Source organism: Amycolatopsis sp. NPDC005961 (assembly GCF_040629235.1).
Classification (GTDB): Bacteria; Actinomycetota; Actinomycetes; order Mycobacteriales; family Pseudonocardiaceae; genus Amycolatopsis; species Amycolatopsis camponoti.
The window spans coordinates 15,801-32,902 of record NZ_JBEXVF010000045.1 but is presented as its reverse complement, the minus strand read 5'-3'; the positions used below and the strand labels follow the sequence as shown (position 1 = coordinate 32,902).

Sequence of the window (17,102 nt, the reverse complement as noted above, 5' to 3'; positions counted from 1 at the left end):
CGTGACGCCCGCCACGGCCCGCCGTCGCTAGGTTCGGACCACGATGGGGACCAAATCGAAAGCCGCGCTGCTGATGCTGCTGGCCGTGCTGGGAATCGCACTGGGCGGCGGGACCGCACACGCCGACGGCGCGCCGTCCGGCACCGACGTCCAGGTGGCGCAGACACTCGGCGCGCGTGAGCTGACCGTGATCATCCGCCGGGTCGACGTCACGCCGTCGCCGCTGCGGGTCGACGTCGTGACGCACCAGGGCACCGCGCCCGGGACGCTGCACCTGGCCGTCGCGGCCGACGGCATCGTGACGTCGCGGGGCGACGTCGTCCTCGGTGCCGAACCGGGCGTGTACCCGGGAAATCTCCAAGTCGACAAGCCGGGGCCGTGGGAGCTTTCGCTGAACGACGGCAGCGGAACCACCGCGACCATCCCGTTCCTCGTCCCCGCGCGGGTGGTGCCGCCCTGGGAGAAGGCGACTTACGGCGGGTTCGTCGCCGCGGGCGTGCTCCTGCTGCTCGCGCTCGTGGTCGGCATGCGGGCGAGACGAACCGCCTTCGCGCTGATCCCGGCCGGCGGCGTGGTCGCCGCGCTCGCCGTCGCCGTCACCGGCGCCCTGCTGTCGGCGAACACTCCCCCGCCGCCCGCGCCCGGCAGCCAGCTCGACCCGACGTACGACAACGTCACCGACCCGTACGCGAACGCGCAGTTGTCCACAATGGACTACACGCGGCCGCCGGTGAACCTCGCGGCGCGCGCGGAGCCCGGTGGCCTGCGGCTGGGCCTCACCGACGGCGCCACCGGCCGCCCGGTCGACGACCTGCTCGTCCACGACAACGCGCTCGTGCACCTGGTGCTGGTGTCGCCGTCCGGCCGGCTGAGCCACCTGCACCCGGTGCGGGTCGCCCCCGGCGACTACCGCGTCGCCGTCGCCGATCCGGAGGCGGGGACGTACGCCGTCGCCGCGGAGCTCGTCCGGCGCGGCGGCGGGACGCAGCTACTCCGGTCCACTGTGGACCTGGCTGGCACCGCCGCGCCCGCGCCCGAGCCGGCCGGCGCCGGGCCGCGGACGGTCGACGGCACCCCGGTCGACCTCACGATCACCCCGGGCACGCCGACGACCGTCACCGCGCACTTCAAGACCCAGGACCTCCAGCCGTGGCTGGGGATGCTCGGCCACCTGATCATCGCGGGCCCGATCGACGGGCCGGTCGGCGAGAGCGCCGCGAAGGCACCGACCTGGGCGCACGTCCACGCGATGATCCCGCCCGTCGCGGGCCAGGCCGACCGCCCCGACGAGACCGTCGCCGCGTACGGGCCGGACGTCGGCTTCACCTACACCTTCGCCGCGCCCGGCCGGTACCGGATCTGGCTGCAGGCCGAACGCGGCTACCGCGTGCTCACCATCCCCGCCGTGGTCGACGTCCCGACGACAGGAGCCGGACGATGAAACGCCCCAAGGTGCTGATCGCGGTCGTCGCGCTGGTGGTCGTGGCCGGTGTCGCTTGGCTGCTCTGGCCGGCCGGCGACGCCAAGGCCACTACGCAGCAAGCGGTTTCCGGGCCCTACACGGTCCAGTTCTCCGCCGACCCACCACGCATCGGCGGCAACACGTTCGCGGTGGCCGTCACCGGACCCGCGCCCGACAGCGTTTCGGTCGAGCCGGTCATGGCGCAGATGGGGCACGCGTTCGCGCCGGTGCTCGCCGTGCCGGACGGTTCCGGCCGGTTCCGCGCCACCGGCGTCGGGCTGCCGATGTCCGGGCAGTGGGAGATCACGGTGTCCCTGCACGGGCCCGGCGGGCCCGCCCAAGTCGTTTTTCCGTTGCTCGTCAAGTAGAAAGGGTCGGGGGAATGGATCTCACCGCATCCGGGGTCAGGACGACCGCGGTCGCGAAACCGGCGCGAACGGGCTTGCTGCCCGCGAACGTCGTGCTCGGGGGGTCACTGCTGTCACTGGTCGGGCTGACCTGGGACATCCAGTGGCACAGTGACGTCGGGCCGGACACGTTCTTCACGCTGCCGCACCTGTTCCTGTACTCGGGCAGCGCGGTCGTCGGCCTGGCGAGCCTCGCCGTCGTGCTGCTGACGACGGCGGCGCGCCGCGCGGGCCGCGAAGTCGACCCGCGGATCGGCGGGCGCGTCGTCAACGTGTTCGGCAAGACGTTCGCGGCGCCGCTGGGCTACCTCGTTTCGGGGGTCGGCGCGGCGACGTTCCTGCTGTACGGCCTGTGGGACCAGTGGTGGCACGGGCTCTACGGCTTCGACGCGGTCATCGACTCGCCGCCGCACATCGGGTTGCTGCTGTCGATCACGGTGTCGCTGATCGGCACGACCGCGGTGTTCGCCGCGGCGCGGGAGCACCGGTGGGGCCGGCTCGGCACGCTGGCTTCGCTGACCGTGCTGCTCACGTTCGGGCCGGTGCTGGCGCTCGGGCTGCAGCAGGTGCCCGACGACTACGCCGACGCCGTCGCGATCGGCTGCTCGATGATGGCGGTGCTGCTCGTCGCGGTCGGCGCAGGGTTCCTGCGCCGGCCGGGCGGCGCGATCGGCACCGCGGCGATGGTCGCGGCCGTGCAGGCGGTCTTCTGGTGGTTCTCGCCCTGGGCGGCCCAGGCCTACGCGAACCTCGTCGGCCTGCCGATGCGCGACGCGATCTCCGGGGTGCCGGAAATGCCGTCGTTGACGCCGATGGCGTTGCTGCCGGTGTCCGCGCTGATGGAGCTGGCCTACCTCGCCGGCCGTCGCCGGGGGTGGTCCGCGGGCCGCGTGTCCGTGGTCGCGGGCGGGATCGCCGGGCTGCTGATCGGGCTGAGCCTGCCGGTGCAGCGCTTCCTGCTCTACACCGGCGCGCACCTGCCACCGGCCTGGTACCTGGCGACGACGGCCGTGTTCAGCGGCCTGCTCGGGCTGCTCGGCGGCTTCGCCGGGTGGCGGTTCGGCGGGATGCTCTGCCTGCTGACGCCCGCGAAGAAGGGGGAAACCGCTGATGCGTAAGACACTTCTGGCTCTCGCCGCCGTCGCCGGGCTGCTGTTCGCCACCGCGGCACCGGCGAACGCCTACGAGCCGGTCAACATCGTGCACACCGAGCACGTGCAGGCCGGGCCGTACGGGATGACGATCGGGTTCAGCACCTGGCCGCTGAAAGCCATGCAGTCGCTGGACTTCACGTTCATCCCCGACGGCGGGATCGAGGACAAGTCCGGCACGCTCACGATGATCAACCCGGAGGGCGGGAAGAACCGCACGCAGCCGCTGGTCCGGCACCCGCGCAAGCTCGACGTGTGGGGGCTCGACGTCCGCTCGATGCCGCGGCCGGGGGAATGGACGTTCCGCTTCGCGGTCAACGGTCCGGCCGGGTCCGGCACCGGCGACCTGCGCGCCCTGCCGGTGCTCGAACAACCGGGGCCGCCGATGGGATTGAGCTGGGCGATCAGCACGCTGCCGTTGATCGGGCTCGTGGTGCTGGTCGTGCTGGCCTGGCGGCGGACCCGGGGCCGGCTGCGCGGGGGTGAGCTTCCGGCAATCGGGTGAGATTGCCCTCACAATCGGCGTCCACGCGTATCCGCGTCGTCGCGAAGGCCTCCTTCTCCAGAGAACGGGAAGGGGGCCTTCGCCATCTTTTATCGGACGCAGCTGTGCACCGGCGGGTGATCACGATCACCGCCGCGGGGGATGGATCAAGCGGGCAGGTCGAACTGCCCGGCTTTCACGGCGACCAGGAACGCTTCCCATTCGGCGCTGTCGAAAACGAAGACGGGGCTGGTCGCGAGCTTGGTGTCGCGGACACCGATCAGGCCTTCGCGGCCGAGGTTGACCTCGACGCAGCTCCCACCGTTGGGCTCGCTGGCGAACGACTTCTCCCAGGCAGCCTCTTGGAACAGGGACACGGCCGTGTTCGGATCGTAATCCGCGAACGACGGATAATCCGCCATGGGTCGTACCTCCGAGGATCGATGGGGGGCGCGGCCGGGACCAGGTCAAAAGTACCCGCGTCCGGCTACTCAGTGTCTCAATGGAGTACGCCGCACGGCCAAGCGGGTGATCAACTAGGTCCGGCCTCGACATGAAGATTATTCCAGGAGTAGGATTAATCGCATCGGCCGGGGCGCTGGTGTCGGTGAATGACTGCCTGCATGCGGCGGGCGGTCCCCGACCGCGGACCACTGGCTGACGACCGGCCAACCACCACCGCAGGACCTCATGGGGGAGGACAGCGTGATCGTCGAGGACAGTGCGCCACCGGGCGTTCTGATCGTGGGCAGGCTCGCCAGGGGAACCGCCGGTGAGGCCCGCCGGGTCGTCCACGTCTTCGGGCTGGACGTCGCCGGGAGCACGAGCGAGCTGGTCCGAACCAAGTGCGGGGAAGCGCTTTCCCGCGCCCAAGTGGAGTGGCTGGCCCCCGGGGCCGGCATGCCGTGTGAACCCTGTCTCGGACTGACCGGCGGCGAACGCGCCAGGTCACCGCGACGAGAGCTGGGGGTGTAGACGATGGCCGTCCGGCTGAACTCGCTCTTCCGTCGCGAGGAAGAAGAGCACCGCGGCCGCCGCGGGATCGGCGACGAGCTGAGGAACCGCTTCGGCTTCAGCCTGATCCAGGCGCCGCTGCGCAAGACGACGACGTGGGCCGCCGACCAGGACCTGCCGCTGCAGCGCCACTCCGACGGGTTCCGGACCACCCGCCCGCTGGAGGCCGCGATCGACCTGACCCCGCTCCTGCGCGGGCGAATCGGTTCCCGCGTCTGAACTGCTGTCCCACCACGAGAAGAGCCCCGGTCCAGCGCGGACCGGGGCTCTCGCTGTCTCCGGCTACGGTTTCCGCAGCAGCAGCCGGCCCTGACGGAAGGGGCGTTCCCCTTCGACGGGCTCGCGGTACATCCGCCCCACCTCGGCGAGCCCCGCGGCCGCCGCGATGTCCACCAGTTCGCCGAGGGGCCACCGGTACGCCGTCGTCACCTTGTGGTCGAACTCCGAAACCGGGCCGTCCCCGGCCTCGAAGAACCCCAACAGAACGTGACCACCGGACGCCAACGTCCGGGTGAATTCGGCGAAGTACCCCGGCACCTCCGACGGCGGCGCGTGGATCACCGAATACCACGACAGGATCCCGGCGAGCGACTCGTCGGGCAGGTCCAGCGCCGCCATGGAACCCACCTCGAACCGCAGCTCCGGCTGAGCGGCCCGCGCCAGTGAAACCATCTCCGGCGACACGTCGACGCCGAACGCGTCGAGCCCGAGCGAACGCAGGTGCGCCGTCAGGTGGCCGGGCCCGCAGCCGAGGTCGGCGACCGGGCCGCGGCCGCGCGCGAAGTCCGCGAACGCGGCCCACGCGGCCCGGTCCAGCGGGTCGCCGTCCCAGATCCCGCGGACGAACTCCGCGTACTGGACGGCGACCGCGTCGTAGGCCGCTGTCACGGTTTGCGGCCGAGGCCGCAGATGTGGCCGACGAACGAGGGGTCGTTCGCCATCTTCTTCGTGGCGCGGGATTCGATCTCCTCCGGGTGCCACTCCGGCAGGTAGACGATGCCCGGCTCGACGAGCTCAAGGCCCTCGAAGAACGTCGTGAACTCCGCCTTGCTGCGCAGGTGCAGCGGGGTGCTCGACCGCTGGTACTGCGCCACGATCGACTCGCGGCTTTCGGCGTCGGCCATCGCGTCGAGGCCTTCGGTGGTCAGGTGCGAGGACAGGAAGTACGAGCCGGCGGGCAGCAGCGACAGGTACTTCTGGATGGTCTGGGCCACCGGCTCGTCCGGGCCGAGGAAGTACAGGACACCGACCATGATCAGGCCGATCGGCCGGTTCGTGTCGAGGACCCCGGTCTCGAGCGCCCGCTTCCAGATGTCGGCCGGGTCGCGCAGGTCGCCCTGCAGCACGGCGTGCCGGTCCGCGACGCCCTCCTTCTCCAGCAGCACCTGCGAGTGCGCCACCGCGACCGGCTCGTTGTCGACGTACACGCACCGCGCGTTCGGGTTCACCTCCGCCGCGACCTCGTGGACGTTCCCGACCGTCGGCACGCCCGATCCGAGGTCGAGGAACTGGTCGATGCCGTTGCGCGCCAGGTACCGGACGCCCCGGCCGAGGAAGTCGCGGCCGACACGGGCGACCGTCTTGATCATCGGGAACGTCTTGACCGCCTGCTCGCCGAACTGGCGGTCGATGGCCCAGTTGGCGTCGCCGCCGAGGAACCAGTCGTAGATGCGGGCCGCGTTCGGCCGCTCGAGGTCGACGCCTTCGGGGGCTTCGGGGTCCTGCGTGGTCATGCGCTTCCTCCAGGCTTGCGGCCGACACCGCCGACCACGCTCGCGAGGGGGACCGGGGCGGTGCCGGGCTCGGGGCGCCACTCTCCCACAGGCACGATCCCGGGGTCGACGACCTCGAAGTTACCGAAGAACGCGGCGATCTCGTCGAGCGACCGGGAGACCGCCGGCGAGCTCGACCGTTCGGACAGCTGCACGAGCCGCCGGATCTGCGCCAGCTCGTCACCTTCGACACCGGACTCGGTCGCGTGCGAGAGGACGTACGCCGACCCCGGCGCCAGCAGCGTCCGGTAGTCGCGGATGGCTTCGCGGACACCGGTGACGTCCGGCAGGAAGTGCAGCACGGCCACGCTGAGCAGGCCGATCGGCCGCTCGGGGTCGAGCACGCCGGTGGCGAGCGCGGCCTCCCAGACCTCCTCGGCGTCCCGGAGATCGGCGTGCAGCACGGCGTGCCGCTCGGGATCGCCCTCCTCTTCGAGCAGGATCCGGCCGTGCGCGACGGCCACCGGCTCGTTGTCGACGTAGACGCAGCGGCTGTCTTCGGCGTACTCGTCGGCCACCTCGTGGACGTTGCCGGCGGTGGGGATGCCGGACCCGAGGTCGAGGAACTGCGTGATGCCTTCGGCGACGCAGTGGCGCACGGCCCGGCCGAGGAAGTCGCGGTTGCCGCGCGCCAGGGTCTTCGCCAGCGGGAACGCTTTCACGGCCAGCTCGCCGTACTGCCGGTCGACCGCCCAGTTCGCGGTGCCGCCGAGCGCCCAGTCGTAGATCCTCGCCACGTTCGGCCGGTCGAGGTCGACGGCGTCGGGGAGGAAGTCGGGGTCCACGATGTCCCCTTCGGGCGGCACTTCCGGTGGCTTAGGGCACAACAGAGCCACTCTACCGACAGTTGTTCACCACTCGGGACCCTTCAGGCCGCCGTTCGCCCTATTGGAGCTGCTGCATCTGGCCGCGGTAACCCTCCGCGAGCTCCTTCAGGAACTGCCGGGTCTCCTGCCGCTCCAGCGCCGCTCCCCGCAGCCGGTCCCACGAGTCGACGAAGATGTTGAAGTCCTTGACGTCGTCGAGGTACAGCCCGCCGGCGGAGTGCTCGATGTAGACGAAGTCCCGGGTGCGGTCCGGGAAGCGCATGATCGTGAAGTCGTTGGGCACCGCGGCCAGCCGCGCCCCGAACGGCAGCACGTGGACGTAGACCCGCGGGTGCCGTTCGAGCGAGAGCAGGTGCTCGACCTGGTCGAGCATCACCGCGGGCGCGTACCCGCCGGGAGCCCGGCGCAGCGCGCCCTCGCTGATGATGAACCGGTAGTAGGGCGGCTGCTGCTGCTCGAACACCGCCTTGCGGTCGAGCCGGTTGCGCACCAGCGACGTCACGTCCGTCGCGCCGGCCTCGGTGAACTGCTTGAGCATGTAGTGCTCGGACTGCAGCGGGCCCGGGATGCGCTCGCCGTGCCAGGTGAGGATCTCCGCGGCCGCGGGCTCCAGGTCGGTGAAGGTGCGGAACCAGTGCGGCACCACCGAGCGGTAGCCGGACCAGTGGCCGCGCTGCCCGGCGGCCGCGCGCGCCAGGTTCATCAGCGTGTCGGCTTCTTCGCCGTTGATCCCGAATGCGTTCAGCATGGATCGCACATCCCCGAGTTTCACCCCGACGGCACCGGACTCGATCTTGTTGACCTTGCCCTGGGTGCAGCCGAGGACCTCGGCGACCTGCTGCTGTGTCATCCGCGCCGCGGTGCGGGCATGCCGGAGCTCGTTCCCGAGCTGCTTCCGGCGCGAGGTGACGGTGCTGGCCATCGCCCTGCTCTCCCGGACCACTACAAGCGACGGCGGCCACCGGCCGCCGTCACACACGAACTACCGAACCCACCCAGGTTAGTGCTTCACCTTGCGGATCTCGATGATGACATCGCGCAGCGTTCCAGGAAACGCCGCAGAATGCCAGTCACCTGCGCTATCACTCGCCTGGACCAGTGAAATTCCGAATTATTCGGCCAACCGGCGGAGCCCGGTCTCGGGCAGACTGGGCCGGTGACCGATCGCTCGCCCTCCGCCGCCGCCGTCACCCGCCTGGCCGACCGGGTCCACGGGTACGTCCAGCCGGACGGCTCCTGGTACATCAACAACTGCGGTTTCGTCGACGCCGGCGACCACACCGTGCTGATCGACACGTGCTCGACCGAGCGCCGCACGCGCGCGCTGCTCGAGACGGTCGAAGCCGCGACCGGCAGCCCGGTGACGACGCTGGTGAACACCCACCACCACGGCGACCACACCAACGGCAACTACCTCGTCGGGGCCGCGACGATCATCGGGCACCGCAAGACGCGCGAGCTGATGGTCGCCGAGGGCATCCAGACGTTCGAGGGGATCTTCGTCGGCAGCGACTGGGGCGAGCTGCGGTCGCGGCCGCCGGAGGTCGTGTTCGACGACCGGCTGACCGTGCACGCCGGCGACGTCACCCTCGAGCTGATCCACCCCGGCCACGCGGCCCACACCACCAACGACGTCCTGGTCTGGCTGCCGGAGCAGCGCGTCCTCTACGCCGGCGACCTGGTGTTCAACGGCGGCAGCCCGTTCGCGCTGATGGGCTCGGTGGCCGGGTGGCGCAAGGGACTCGACGTCATCCGCGAACTCGACCCGGAAGTGATCTTGCCTGGTCACGGCGGCCCGTGCGACCTCTCGGTGGTGGACACAGTGGACGCGTACCTGAAGTTCGTCCAGGAGACGGCGGAGCGCGGGAAGGCGGCCGGGCTGTCGCCGCTGGAGGTCGCGAAGGAGACCGACCTCGGCGAGTTCGCGTCGCTGAGCGAGCAGGAGCGGCTGCCGGGGAACCTGCACCGGGCGTACGCCGAGCTGGACGGCGCCGAGTGGGGTGCGGACATCGACCTGGTCGCGGCGATCACCGACATGCTCGCGATCAACCGCGGCCCGATCCGCTGCTTCTCCTGAACTGAGTGAGCTGCTCCTCCGTGCCCTCCCTTGAGGCGTCGATCGGACTAGTGTCTGAATCGAGAGAGTCTTCGGAAGGATGCGGATGAGCAAGAAGGCGAGCATCGGGGTCACCGGCCTGGCGGTCATGGGCCGCAACCTGGCCCGCAACCTGGCGCGGCACGGCCACACGGTGGCCCTGCACAACCGGTCCGAGGAGCGGACCCGCGCGCTGGTGGAGCAGTTCGGCGACGAAGGCGACTTCATCCCGGCGTACTCGGCGCAGGACTTCGTCAACGCGCTGGAGCGGCCCCGGCAGGTCGTGATCATGGTCAAGGCGGGCGGCCCGACCGACGCCGTCATCGACGAGTTCGCGCCGCTGCTCGAAGAGGGCGACGTGATCATCGACGCCGGCAACGCGCACTTCGCCGACACGCGCCGCCGCGAGAAGGCGCTGCGCGAGCGCGGGCTGCACTTCGTCGGCAGCGGCGTCTCCGGTGGCGAGGAAGGCGCGCTGCACGGGCCGAGCATCATGCCCGGCGGCTCGAAGGAGTCGTACGAGTCGCTCGGCCCGCTGTTCGAGGACATCTCGGCGAAGGTCGACGGCGAGCCGTGCTGCACGCACATCGGCGCGGACGGCGCCGGGCACTTCGTCAAGATGGTGCACAACGGCATCGAGTACGCCGACATGCAGCTGATCGCGGAGTCGTTCGACCTGCTGCGCGGCGCGGGCGGCTACTCCCCGGCCGAGATCGCCGACGTGTTCCGCACCTGGAACACCGGACGGCTGGACTCGTACCTCATCGAGATCACCGCCGAGGTGCTGGCGCACGTCGACAAGTCGACGGGCAAGCCGTTCGTCGACGTCGTCGAGGACGCCGCCGAGCAGAAGGGCACCGGCCGCTGGACCGTGCAGATCGGCCTCGACCTGGGCGTCCCGATCTCGGGCATCGCCGAAGCCGTCTTCGCGCGTTCGCTGTCCGGGTCGAAGTCGCTGCGCGCGGCGGCCCGTGGCCTCGGCGGTCCTTCGCGGGCGCCGCTGACGGGTTCCTCGTTGGAGCGCTTCGCGGACGACGTCGAGCAGGCGCTGTACGCGTCGAAGGTCGTCGCGTACGCGCAGGGCTTCAACCAGATCCAGGCCGGCGCGACGGAGTACGGCTGGGACATCGACCTCGGCAAGGTCGCCTCGATCTGGCGCGGCGGCTGCATCATCCGCGCGAAGTTCCTCAACGACATCACCTCGGCCTACGCCGAGGAGCCGGGCCTGCCGACGCTGCTCACCTCGGGCGGCTTCCGCAAGGCGGTCGAGGACGCGCAGGACTCGTGGCGTTCGGTGATCTCGACGGCGGTCCAGCTCGGCATCCCGACGCCGGGCTTCTCCACGGCGCTGGCGTACTACGACGGCCTCCGCGCGGACCGGCTGCCGGCGGCGCTGGTCCAGGGTCAGCGTGACTTCTTCGGGGCCCACACGTACCGCCGCGTGGACCGCGAAGGCTCGTTCCACACGGCTTGGGCCGCCGACGGCCGCCCGGAGTCCGAAGCCTGAGCCGGTGCTGCTCTGATCGGGAAAACCCCCTGGTTCATCCCGATCAGAGCAGCGTCACCAGCACCAACGCGAGGAGCGCGGCCGCCAGGAGCGGTCTCACTGCCCGCGGGCGGCGAGGATCTCCGCCAGCACCTCCAGGATCTTCGCCTCGGCCTTGTCCTTCTTGACGCCCAGGCCGTCGAGCACCTCGAAGCCCCTGCCTTCGCCCTGTTCCAGCAGCGCCAGCAGCAGGTGCTCGGTGCCGATGTAGTTGTGCCCCAGCCGCAGGCCTTCGCGCATGGTCAGCTCGAGGGTCTTCTTGGCGGCCCCGGAGAACGGGACCACGTTCGGCACCGGGTCGATCGGCTCGGGCAGCCGCGCTTCGGCGGCTTCGCGGACGGCGTCCAGCTGCACGCCCTGGGCCAGGATCGCCCCGGCCGCCAGCGCGGCGGGCTCGGTGAGCAGGCCCAGCACGATGTGCACGGTTTCGATCTCCGGGCTGGCGTGCGCGACGGCGGCCTTCTGGGCCTCGACGATCACGTGCCGGGCCCGGTCGGTGTAGCGGCCGTAGACGCGCTCGATGGCGCCGCTCGGGTCGCCGCCGGGATCGACCTTCGGCACGAACCGCTTCTGGGCGGCCTGTTTCGTGACGCCCATGCTCTGGCCGATCTCGGTCCAGGACGCCCCGGACCGGCGGGCCTGGTCGACGAAGTGGCCGATCAGGTGGTCGGCCACTTCGCCGAGGTGCTGGCCCACGTAGACCGCGTCGGTCAGCTGGGCGAGGGCGTCCTGGTCGTGGTTGCTCTTGATCGCGCTGATGAGGTCGTCGAGCTTGATGGTGGTCGGTGGGGTCATGCCGTCAACTTTAGGTTGACGATCTTCAGTCGTCAACCGCGAGTTGACGCTGCCTTCAGATGTTCCTTCAGGTTGAACTCGCTCGCCCGCAGGTCCGCGTACCGCGGGTGCGGGTCGGCCGTGAACAGGCGGCGCGCGGCGATGTGGTCCGCGGGCCGGTTCACCGACTCGACCGCGATGAGGACGTCGTCGCGGAAGGACAGCACCGAGAACTTGCCCGCGTCCTGATCGCCCGCCACGACCGTCTTGTCGGCGCCCGAAAGGATCCCGGCGATCTGCAGCTTCGCGCCGGACTGGTCGGTCCAGAACCACGGGAGGCTCGCGTACGGCTCGGGCGTGCCGGTGATCGCCGCGGCCACGCACCGGGCCTGGTCGACGGCGTTCTGGACGGACTCGAGCCGGGTCGCGGCACCCGCCTGCACGCACGGGAAGTTCGCGCAGTCGCCGATCGCGAAGATCTTTTCGTCGGTCGTGCGCAGGTGCGCGTCGACGACCACGCCGTTGTCGACGGGGAGTCCGGCCTCCGCGGCGAGCGTCGTCTCCGGGACGACGCCGACGGCGACGACGACCAGGTCGGCGGGCAGCCGGCGGCCGTCGGACAGCTCGACCTCGCGCACCCGGTCGTCACCGTGGAGCGCCGAGACACCCTGGCCGAGCAGCACCGTGTGCCCGGCTTCCCGGTGCAGCGCGGCGAAGTACGCGGAGATCTCCGGCGTCGCGACGCGGTTGAGGAGCCGGTCCTGCGCCTCGACGATCGTCACCGGGCGCCCGGCGTGCGAAGCGAACTCGAGCCCGATGAAGCCGCCGCCGACCACGACGACGTCCCGGGCCTCCACGAGGGACGCACGCAGCCGGTCGGCGTCGTCGCGGGTGCGCAGGGTCAGCACGCCCGGCAGGTCCGCGCCGGGGACGGGCAGTGTCCGGTTGCGCGAGCCGGTGGCCAGGACGAGGTGGTCGTACGCCAGCTCGGTGCCGTCCTCGAGACGCACCTTTGCGGCTTCGCGGTCGATCTCCGCGACGCGGCCGGCGAGCAGCTCGATGTCCTTCTCGGCGAAGAAGTCTTCACCGCGCAGGTGCAGTTGTTCGAGCCCCGCGGTCCCGGCCAGATAGGCCTTCGACAGCGGCGGCCGCTGGTACGGCACGCCCGGCTCGTCCCCGACCAGCACGACCCGGCCGTCGAAGCCCCGATCCCGCAGCGACGCGACGGCCTGAAAACCGCTCTGACCCGCCCCGACGACGAGGACGGTGTTCTGTGCACCCATGCCCGCCATCCGATCACAAGAGGCTCAAGCCGTCGAGGAACCACCGCTCGGCCGCAGGACGCGCGGGGCCCCCAGCACGCGCGAAATCCCCCGCGCCGCGGCCCGGACCGCCGGGACCAGCGTCCGCGGGTCCGTCCCTTCGGCGGGGACGACCACCGAGATCGCCGCGACGACCTCGTCCGTCGAGTCGCGGACCGGCGCGGCCACCGACAGGGAGATCAGCTCGATCTGGCCGTCGCTGATCGCGTAACCGTCGCGACGGACATCGGCGAGGACCCGCCGCAGCTGCGAAGCCGAGCCGATCGTCTTCTCGGTGAAGGTTTTCAGCGGCGCGGACAGGACTTCCTCCTGGACCTCAACCGGGGAGTGCGCGAGCAGCACCTGGCCGACGCCGGTCGCGTGGGCGGGCAGCCGCCCGCCGACGCGCGTCAAGACGTTGACCGCACCGCGGCCCGAGATGCGCTCGACGTAGACGACCTCCGCGCCGTCGAGCACCGCGAGCTGCACGTTCTGGTGCGTGGCCTCGTAAAGGTCCTCCAGGAACGGCATCGCGCTCTCCCGCAGTTCGGCGCCGTGCGGAGCGAGCGAAGCGACTTCCCACAGCCACAGCCCGACGCGGTAGACGCCCGCTTCGTCGCGCACGAGCGCGCCGCGCCGGGTCAGCTCGCCGGCCAGCCGGTGCGTGGTCGACAGCGGAAGCCCGACGCGGCGGCTCAGCTCGGACAGCGTCAGCCGCGGCCGCTCGGCCGTGAAGGCGCCCAGCAGATCAAGAACACGATCCACGACCGACGGCGGCCGCCGCGCGCTGTGTCGCACGTCAGAGGTCGTCGTCCGGCAGCAACGGGCGCATGAACGACCGCCGGTACCGGACCACGCAGCCGCTTTCCTCGCGGATCTTGTCGGCCTCGATGAACTCCGGGTCGACGCCGAACAGCGTCCGGTAGCGCTCGTACGCGGCGAAGCTCTCGAAGCTGAACAGCGCCCGGGCTTCGTCGCTCGCGCCCTCCGACGGCAGGAAGTAGCCGTGGTGGATCCCGCCTTCGCGCTGCACCAGCCGCATCCACGCGGCGGCGAAGCGTTCGAAGTCGGGGAGCTTCGCGGGATCGATGACGTAGTCGACGACGCAGGTGATCATCAGTGGCCGCCCCAGACGCGGTCGGCCGTCGCCACGATCAGCTCCAGCTTGCGCAGCTGGTCGTCCGGGGTGAGGTCGTTGCCCTCCTCGGTCGAGGAGAACCCGCACTGCGGCGAAAGGCAAAGCTGGTCGATGTCGACGTACTGCGACGCCTCCTCGATCCGCCGCACCAGGACGTCGGGATCCTCCAGCTCGGGTCGTTTCGTCGTGACCAGGCCGAGGACGACCTTCTTGTCCTTCGGCACGAACCGCAGCGGCTCGAAGCCGCCGGAACGTTCGTCGTCGAACTCCAGGAAGAACCCGTCGACGGCCAGCTCGCCGAACAGCGCCTCCGCGACGAACTCGTAGCTCCCGGACGCGACCCACGACGACCGGAAGTTGCCGCGGCACAGGTGGGTCGTCACCGTGAGGTCGTCGGGCCGGCCGGCCAGCGCCGCGTTCATCGTCGCGATGTTGCGCACGTGCTGGGTGTCCGGGTCGCCGCCCATCCGCGCGACGAGCTCCCGCTGCGCCGGGTCGTTGAGGTACGCCAGGCTCGTGTCGTCCAGCTGCAGGTACCGGCAGCCCAGCCCGTGCATCGCGGAAACCTGCGCCGCGTACGCCGCGCTCAGGTCGGCGAAGAACTCCTCGAGGTCCGGGTAGACGGTCTCGCTGACCGCCGCCCGGCCGCCGCGGTAGTAGACCATGCTCGGCGACGGGATGGTCAGCTTCGGCGTCACGCCGGGGTCCACATGGGACTTCAGGAACTCGAAGTGCGAGGCGAAGATCGGCTCGTCGAGCCGCACCTTGCCGTCGACCTGCAGGCCCGGCGGGCTGAACTCGAGGTCGCCCGCCAGGTTGTGGAACTTGACGTGCAGCCGCTCGTCGCTCTTCGAGATGCCGCCGAGCGCGTAGATGAAGTCCATGTGCCACGACGCGCGCCGGAACTCGCCGTCGGTCGCCGAGCTGAGCCCGGCCACCCGTTGCATCTTGATGACGTCGCGGATCGCGTCGTCCTCGACCGCGCGGAGCTGCTCCGCGTTGATCTCACCGCTTTCACGCCGCCGCCGCGCGTCGCGCAGCACCGGGGGCCGCAGGAGGCTCCCGACGTGATCGGCGCGAAACGGCGGGCCCACCTGGGAAATACCACCCGAAGTCATGCACCGATGGTCACACATTCGCGGCCGTCGCGCCGCCCCCTGAAACAAGATCATGACCCCGGGGACTTGCTACGGTCACGCGCGGGGCGTTGGCTGGGCGCCGGGAAGGGGCTTGATCATGACGGAACCCGCGGTGCACCCGGTCGACCAGGGCCTGCCGGCCGGACGGCTCGCCCTGCTCGGCCTCCAGCACATGTCGATCATGTACGCGGGCGCGGTCGCCGTACCGCTGATCGTCGGCAGCGCGTTGAAGCTGGACACGGCGACGATCGGGCTGCTGGTCAACGCCGACCTGCTCGTCGCGGGCATCGCGACGCTGATCCAGGCGATCGGCATCGGGAAGCTCCTCGGCATCCGGCTGCCGGTGGTCGCGGGCGCGACGTTCAGCGTGGTCAACCCGATGATCCTGATCGCGTCCCAGTACGGCCTGACCGCGGTCTACGGCGCGATGCTGGCGTCCGGCGTCTTCGGGCTGATCATCGCGAAGCCGTTCGCGAAGCTGATCCGGTTCTTCCCGCCGCTGGTCACCGGGACGCTCCTGCTCGTCATCGGCGTCTCGCTGCTCGGCCCGGGCGCCGGGCTGATCGCGGGCAACGACCCCACCGCGTCCGATTACGCGGCCCTGTCGCACATCCTGCTCGCGTTCGGCGTGCTCGCGCTGCTGATCCTGTTCACGCGGGTGCTGCGCGGGTTCGCCAACCAGATCGGGCCGCTGCTGGCGCTGGCGATCGGGCTGGTGATCGCCATCCCGATGGGACTGGTGCACTGGGACGGCGTCGGCGCGGCCGGCTGGTTCGGGCTCGCGTCGCCGTTCCACTTCGGGGCACCGACGTTCCCGGTCGCCGCGGTCCTGTCGATGTGCGTCGTCATGCTCGTGACGTTCACCGAGTCGACCGCCGACATGATCGCCGTCGGCGAGATCACCGGGCGCCCGCCGACCGACTCCGACCTCGCGCGCGGCCTGGCCACCGACGGCTTCTCGGCCGTGCTCGGCGGCGTGCTGAACTCCTTCCCCGACACGGCGTTCGCGCAGAACGTCGGCCTGGTGCGGATGACCGGCGTGCGCAGCCGCTGGGTGGTCGCGGTGACCGGCGGGATCCTGGTGCTGATGGGCCTGGTGCCGAAGATCGGCGCGTTCATCGCGGCCATCCCCCAGCCGGTGGTCGGCGGGGTCGCGGTCGTCATGTTCGCGATGGTCGCCGCGGTCGGCGCGCAGAACCTCAAGAAGGTGGAGTTTTCCGGCAACCACAACACTTTCATCGTCGCGGTCGCCCTCGGCGTCGGCTTGCTGCCGGCGTTCGCGCCGAAGATCTTCCAACACTTCCCGGCCTGGCTGCAGACGATCGGCGGCAGCTCGATCACGGTGGCGGCGGTGCTGGCGTTCGCGCTGAACCTCCTGTTCAACCACCTCGGCCGGAGCGCGGAGCCGGATCTGCTGGAAGCGCCGTGAGCAGCCGTCCGACGAGCCGGGCCGCGGTGCCCGGCTCGACCGGACGCCGGAACAGCACCCGCAGGTAGAGCGGGGCCAGGACGAAGTCCAGCACGTCGTCGACCGTCGGCACGGCTTCGCCGCGCGCCGCAGCCCTGTCGAGCGCGGCCTGGAGGTCGTCCCCGCGGGCCCTGAGGTACTCCACCGGTTCCTCGTCCGGAGCCATGGTCGCGACGAGCGCGCGGAGCAGGATCTGGCCGCGGCGGTCGCGCATCGAGCGTTCGACGCCCTCGGCCCAGCCGAGCAGGTCGTCGCGCAGGGAACCCGTGTCCGGGATCGGCGACTTCGCCCGCAGGCGCGTCACGGCGGCATCGAGCAGCAGGTGGTCACGGCTGCCCCAGCGCCGGTAGATGCTCGTCGGGTTCACGCCCGCGCGCTCGGCGATCTTCGGGATCGCCGCGTCGATCTCGCCGGCGGCGAGCAGCTCGACGACAGCTTCGTGCACCGCGTCGCGGACGCGGGCGCTGCGGCCACCGGGTCGGGTCATGACTCCACCTTAAAGCAATGACACTTGCTTTTGTGGT

The 17,102-nt window shown here is 70.8% G+C and carries 20 protein-coding genes; 9 read left to right on the top strand and 11 right to left on the bottom strand.

Annotation, left to right across the window (positions count from 1 at the left end; genetic code table 11):
- Positions 1-43: 43 nt before the first annotated feature.
- From ABZ342_RS32250 to ABZ342_RS32235, 4 genes are read left to right on the top strand one after another with little or no spacing between them, the layout of a single operon-like run.
- Positions 44-1,441 carry a hypothetical protein gene (locus ABZ342_RS32250; protein WP_360480953.1) on the top strand — a complete coding sequence of 466 codons (1,398 nt, stop codon included), beginning with the start codon at positions 44-46 and terminating at the stop codon, positions 1,439-1,441.
- Entirely contained in the window at positions 1,438-1,830 is a 393-nt protein-coding gene (locus ABZ342_RS32245; protein ID WP_155548674.1) for a FixH family protein, read from the top strand. Before ABZ342_RS32250 ends, ABZ342_RS32245 begins: the two co-directional genes overlap by 4 nt.
- A gap of 14 nt (positions 1,831-1,844) precedes the next feature.
- On the top strand, positions 1,845-2,987 hold the full coding sequence (locus tag ABZ342_RS32240) for a hypothetical protein (RefSeq protein WP_360480950.1): 1,143 nt from the start codon (positions 1,845-1,847) through the stop codon (positions 2,985-2,987).
- Positions 2,980-3,525, top strand: a complete 546-nt coding sequence (locus tag ABZ342_RS32235; RefSeq protein ID WP_360480947.1) for a hypothetical protein — start codon at positions 2,980-2,982, stop codon at positions 3,523-3,525. The genes ABZ342_RS32240 and ABZ342_RS32235 overlap by 8 nt, the downstream gene beginning before the upstream one ends.
- Before the next feature lie 146 nt (positions 3,526-3,671).
- Here the strand turns inward: ABZ342_RS32235 and ABZ342_RS32230 are convergent, their stop codons facing one another.
- A complete protein-coding gene (locus tag ABZ342_RS32230) occupies positions 3,672-3,926 on the bottom strand; it encodes a DUF397 domain-containing protein (RefSeq protein WP_155548671.1) in 255 nt (84 codons plus the stop codon).
- 268 nt (positions 3,927-4,194) lie between these two features.
- Between ABZ342_RS32230 and ABZ342_RS32225 the strand changes: the two genes are divergently transcribed.
- On the top strand, positions 4,195-4,479 hold the full coding sequence (locus tag ABZ342_RS32225; RefSeq protein WP_155548670.1) for a hypothetical protein: 285 nt from the start codon (positions 4,195-4,197) through the stop codon (positions 4,477-4,479).
- A 3-nt stretch (positions 4,480-4,482) separates the two neighbouring features.
- The gene (locus ABZ342_RS32220) at positions 4,483-4,737 is read left to right on the top strand and encodes a hypothetical protein (RefSeq protein ID WP_155548669.1); all 255 of its coding nucleotides are present in this window, start codon (positions 4,483-4,485) and stop codon (positions 4,735-4,737) included.
- A 63-nt stretch (positions 4,738-4,800) separates the two neighbouring features.
- On the opposite strand, the gene ABZ342_RS32215 is transcribed toward ABZ342_RS32220, so the two are convergent.
- From ABZ342_RS32215 to ABZ342_RS32200, 4 genes are all read right to left on the bottom strand, one after another.
- Positions 4,801-5,406, bottom strand: coding sequence for a class I SAM-dependent methyltransferase (locus ABZ342_RS32215; protein ID WP_360480942.1), 606 nt, complete (start codon positions 5,404-5,406; stop codon positions 4,801-4,803).
- The gene (locus tag ABZ342_RS32210) at positions 5,403-6,251 is read right to left on the bottom strand and encodes an SAM-dependent methyltransferase (protein ID WP_155548667.1); all 849 of its coding nucleotides are present in this window, start codon (positions 6,249-6,251) and stop codon (positions 5,403-5,405) included. Before ABZ342_RS32210 ends, ABZ342_RS32215 begins: the two co-directional genes overlap by 4 nt.
- Positions 6,248-7,075, bottom strand: a complete 828-nt coding sequence (locus tag ABZ342_RS32205) for an SAM-dependent methyltransferase (RefSeq protein WP_360480939.1) — start codon at positions 7,073-7,075, stop codon at positions 6,248-6,250. The genes ABZ342_RS32210 and ABZ342_RS32205 overlap by 4 nt, the downstream gene beginning before the upstream one ends.
- Positions 7,076-7,175: 100 nt before the next feature.
- Positions 7,176-8,039 (bottom strand): helix-turn-helix transcriptional regulator, encoded by an 864-nt coding sequence (locus ABZ342_RS32200; protein WP_155548665.1) that lies wholly within the window; start codon positions 8,037-8,039, stop codon positions 7,176-7,178.
- A 234-nt stretch (positions 8,040-8,273) separates the two neighbouring features.
- Between ABZ342_RS32200 and ABZ342_RS32195 the strand changes: the two genes are divergently transcribed.
- Both ABZ342_RS32195 and gndA read left to right on the top strand, forming a co-directional pair.
- Positions 8,274-9,194: an MBL fold metallo-hydrolase gene (locus ABZ342_RS32195; RefSeq protein ID WP_360480936.1), complete on the top strand. Its 921-nt coding sequence runs from the start codon at positions 8,274-8,276 to the stop codon at positions 9,192-9,194.
- Positions 9,195-9,279: 85 nt separating this feature from the next.
- Positions 9,280-10,719 (top strand): NADP-dependent phosphogluconate dehydrogenase, encoded by a 1,440-nt coding sequence (gndA, locus tag ABZ342_RS32190; RefSeq protein ID WP_155548663.1) that lies wholly within the window; start codon positions 9,280-9,282, stop codon positions 10,717-10,719.
- Positions 10,720-10,815: 96 nt separating this feature from the next.
- Here the strand turns inward: gndA and ABZ342_RS32185 are convergent, their stop codons facing one another.
- The 5 genes from ABZ342_RS32185 to ABZ342_RS32165 are packed head-to-tail and all read right to left on the bottom strand — an operon-like array spanning position 10,816 to position 15,089.
- Positions 10,816-11,553: a Clp protease N-terminal domain-containing protein gene (locus tag ABZ342_RS32185; RefSeq protein WP_360480932.1), complete on the bottom strand. Its 738-nt coding sequence runs from the start codon at positions 11,551-11,553 to the stop codon at positions 10,816-10,818.
- Positions 11,554-11,585: 32 nt separating this feature from the next.
- Positions 11,586-12,815, bottom strand: a complete 1,230-nt coding sequence (locus ABZ342_RS32180) for an FAD-dependent oxidoreductase (protein ID WP_360480929.1) — start codon at positions 12,813-12,815, stop codon at positions 11,586-11,588.
- Positions 12,816-12,839: 24 nt separating this feature from the next.
- On the bottom strand, positions 12,840-13,631 hold the full coding sequence (locus ABZ342_RS32175; RefSeq protein ID WP_360480926.1) for an IclR family transcriptional regulator: 792 nt from the start codon (positions 13,629-13,631) through the stop codon (positions 12,840-12,842).
- Between the two features lies 1 nt (position 13,632).
- Positions 13,633-13,950, bottom strand: a complete 318-nt coding sequence (locus tag ABZ342_RS32170) for an NIPSNAP family protein (protein ID WP_155548658.1) — start codon at positions 13,948-13,950, stop codon at positions 13,633-13,635.
- A complete protein-coding gene (locus ABZ342_RS32165; protein WP_230863064.1) occupies positions 13,950-15,089 on the bottom strand; it encodes a 5-methyltetrahydropteroyltriglutamate--homocysteine S-methyltransferase in 1,140 nt (379 codons plus the stop codon). Before ABZ342_RS32165 ends, ABZ342_RS32170 begins: the two co-directional genes overlap by 1 nt.
- Before the next feature lie 118 nt (positions 15,090-15,207).
- Between ABZ342_RS32165 and ABZ342_RS32160 the strand changes: the two genes are divergently transcribed.
- The gene (locus ABZ342_RS32160) at positions 15,208-16,539 is read left to right on the top strand and encodes a nucleobase:cation symporter-2 family protein (RefSeq protein WP_360480922.1); all 1,332 of its coding nucleotides are present in this window, start codon (positions 15,208-15,210) and stop codon (positions 16,537-16,539) included.
- Here ABZ342_RS32160 and ABZ342_RS32155 read toward each other — a convergent pair.
- Positions 16,490-17,065, bottom strand: a complete 576-nt coding sequence (locus tag ABZ342_RS32155) for a TetR/AcrR family transcriptional regulator (protein ID WP_360480919.1) — start codon at positions 17,063-17,065, stop codon at positions 16,490-16,492. The genes ABZ342_RS32160 and ABZ342_RS32155 overlap by 50 nt on opposite strands.
- Positions 17,066-17,102: the final 37 nt, after the last annotated feature.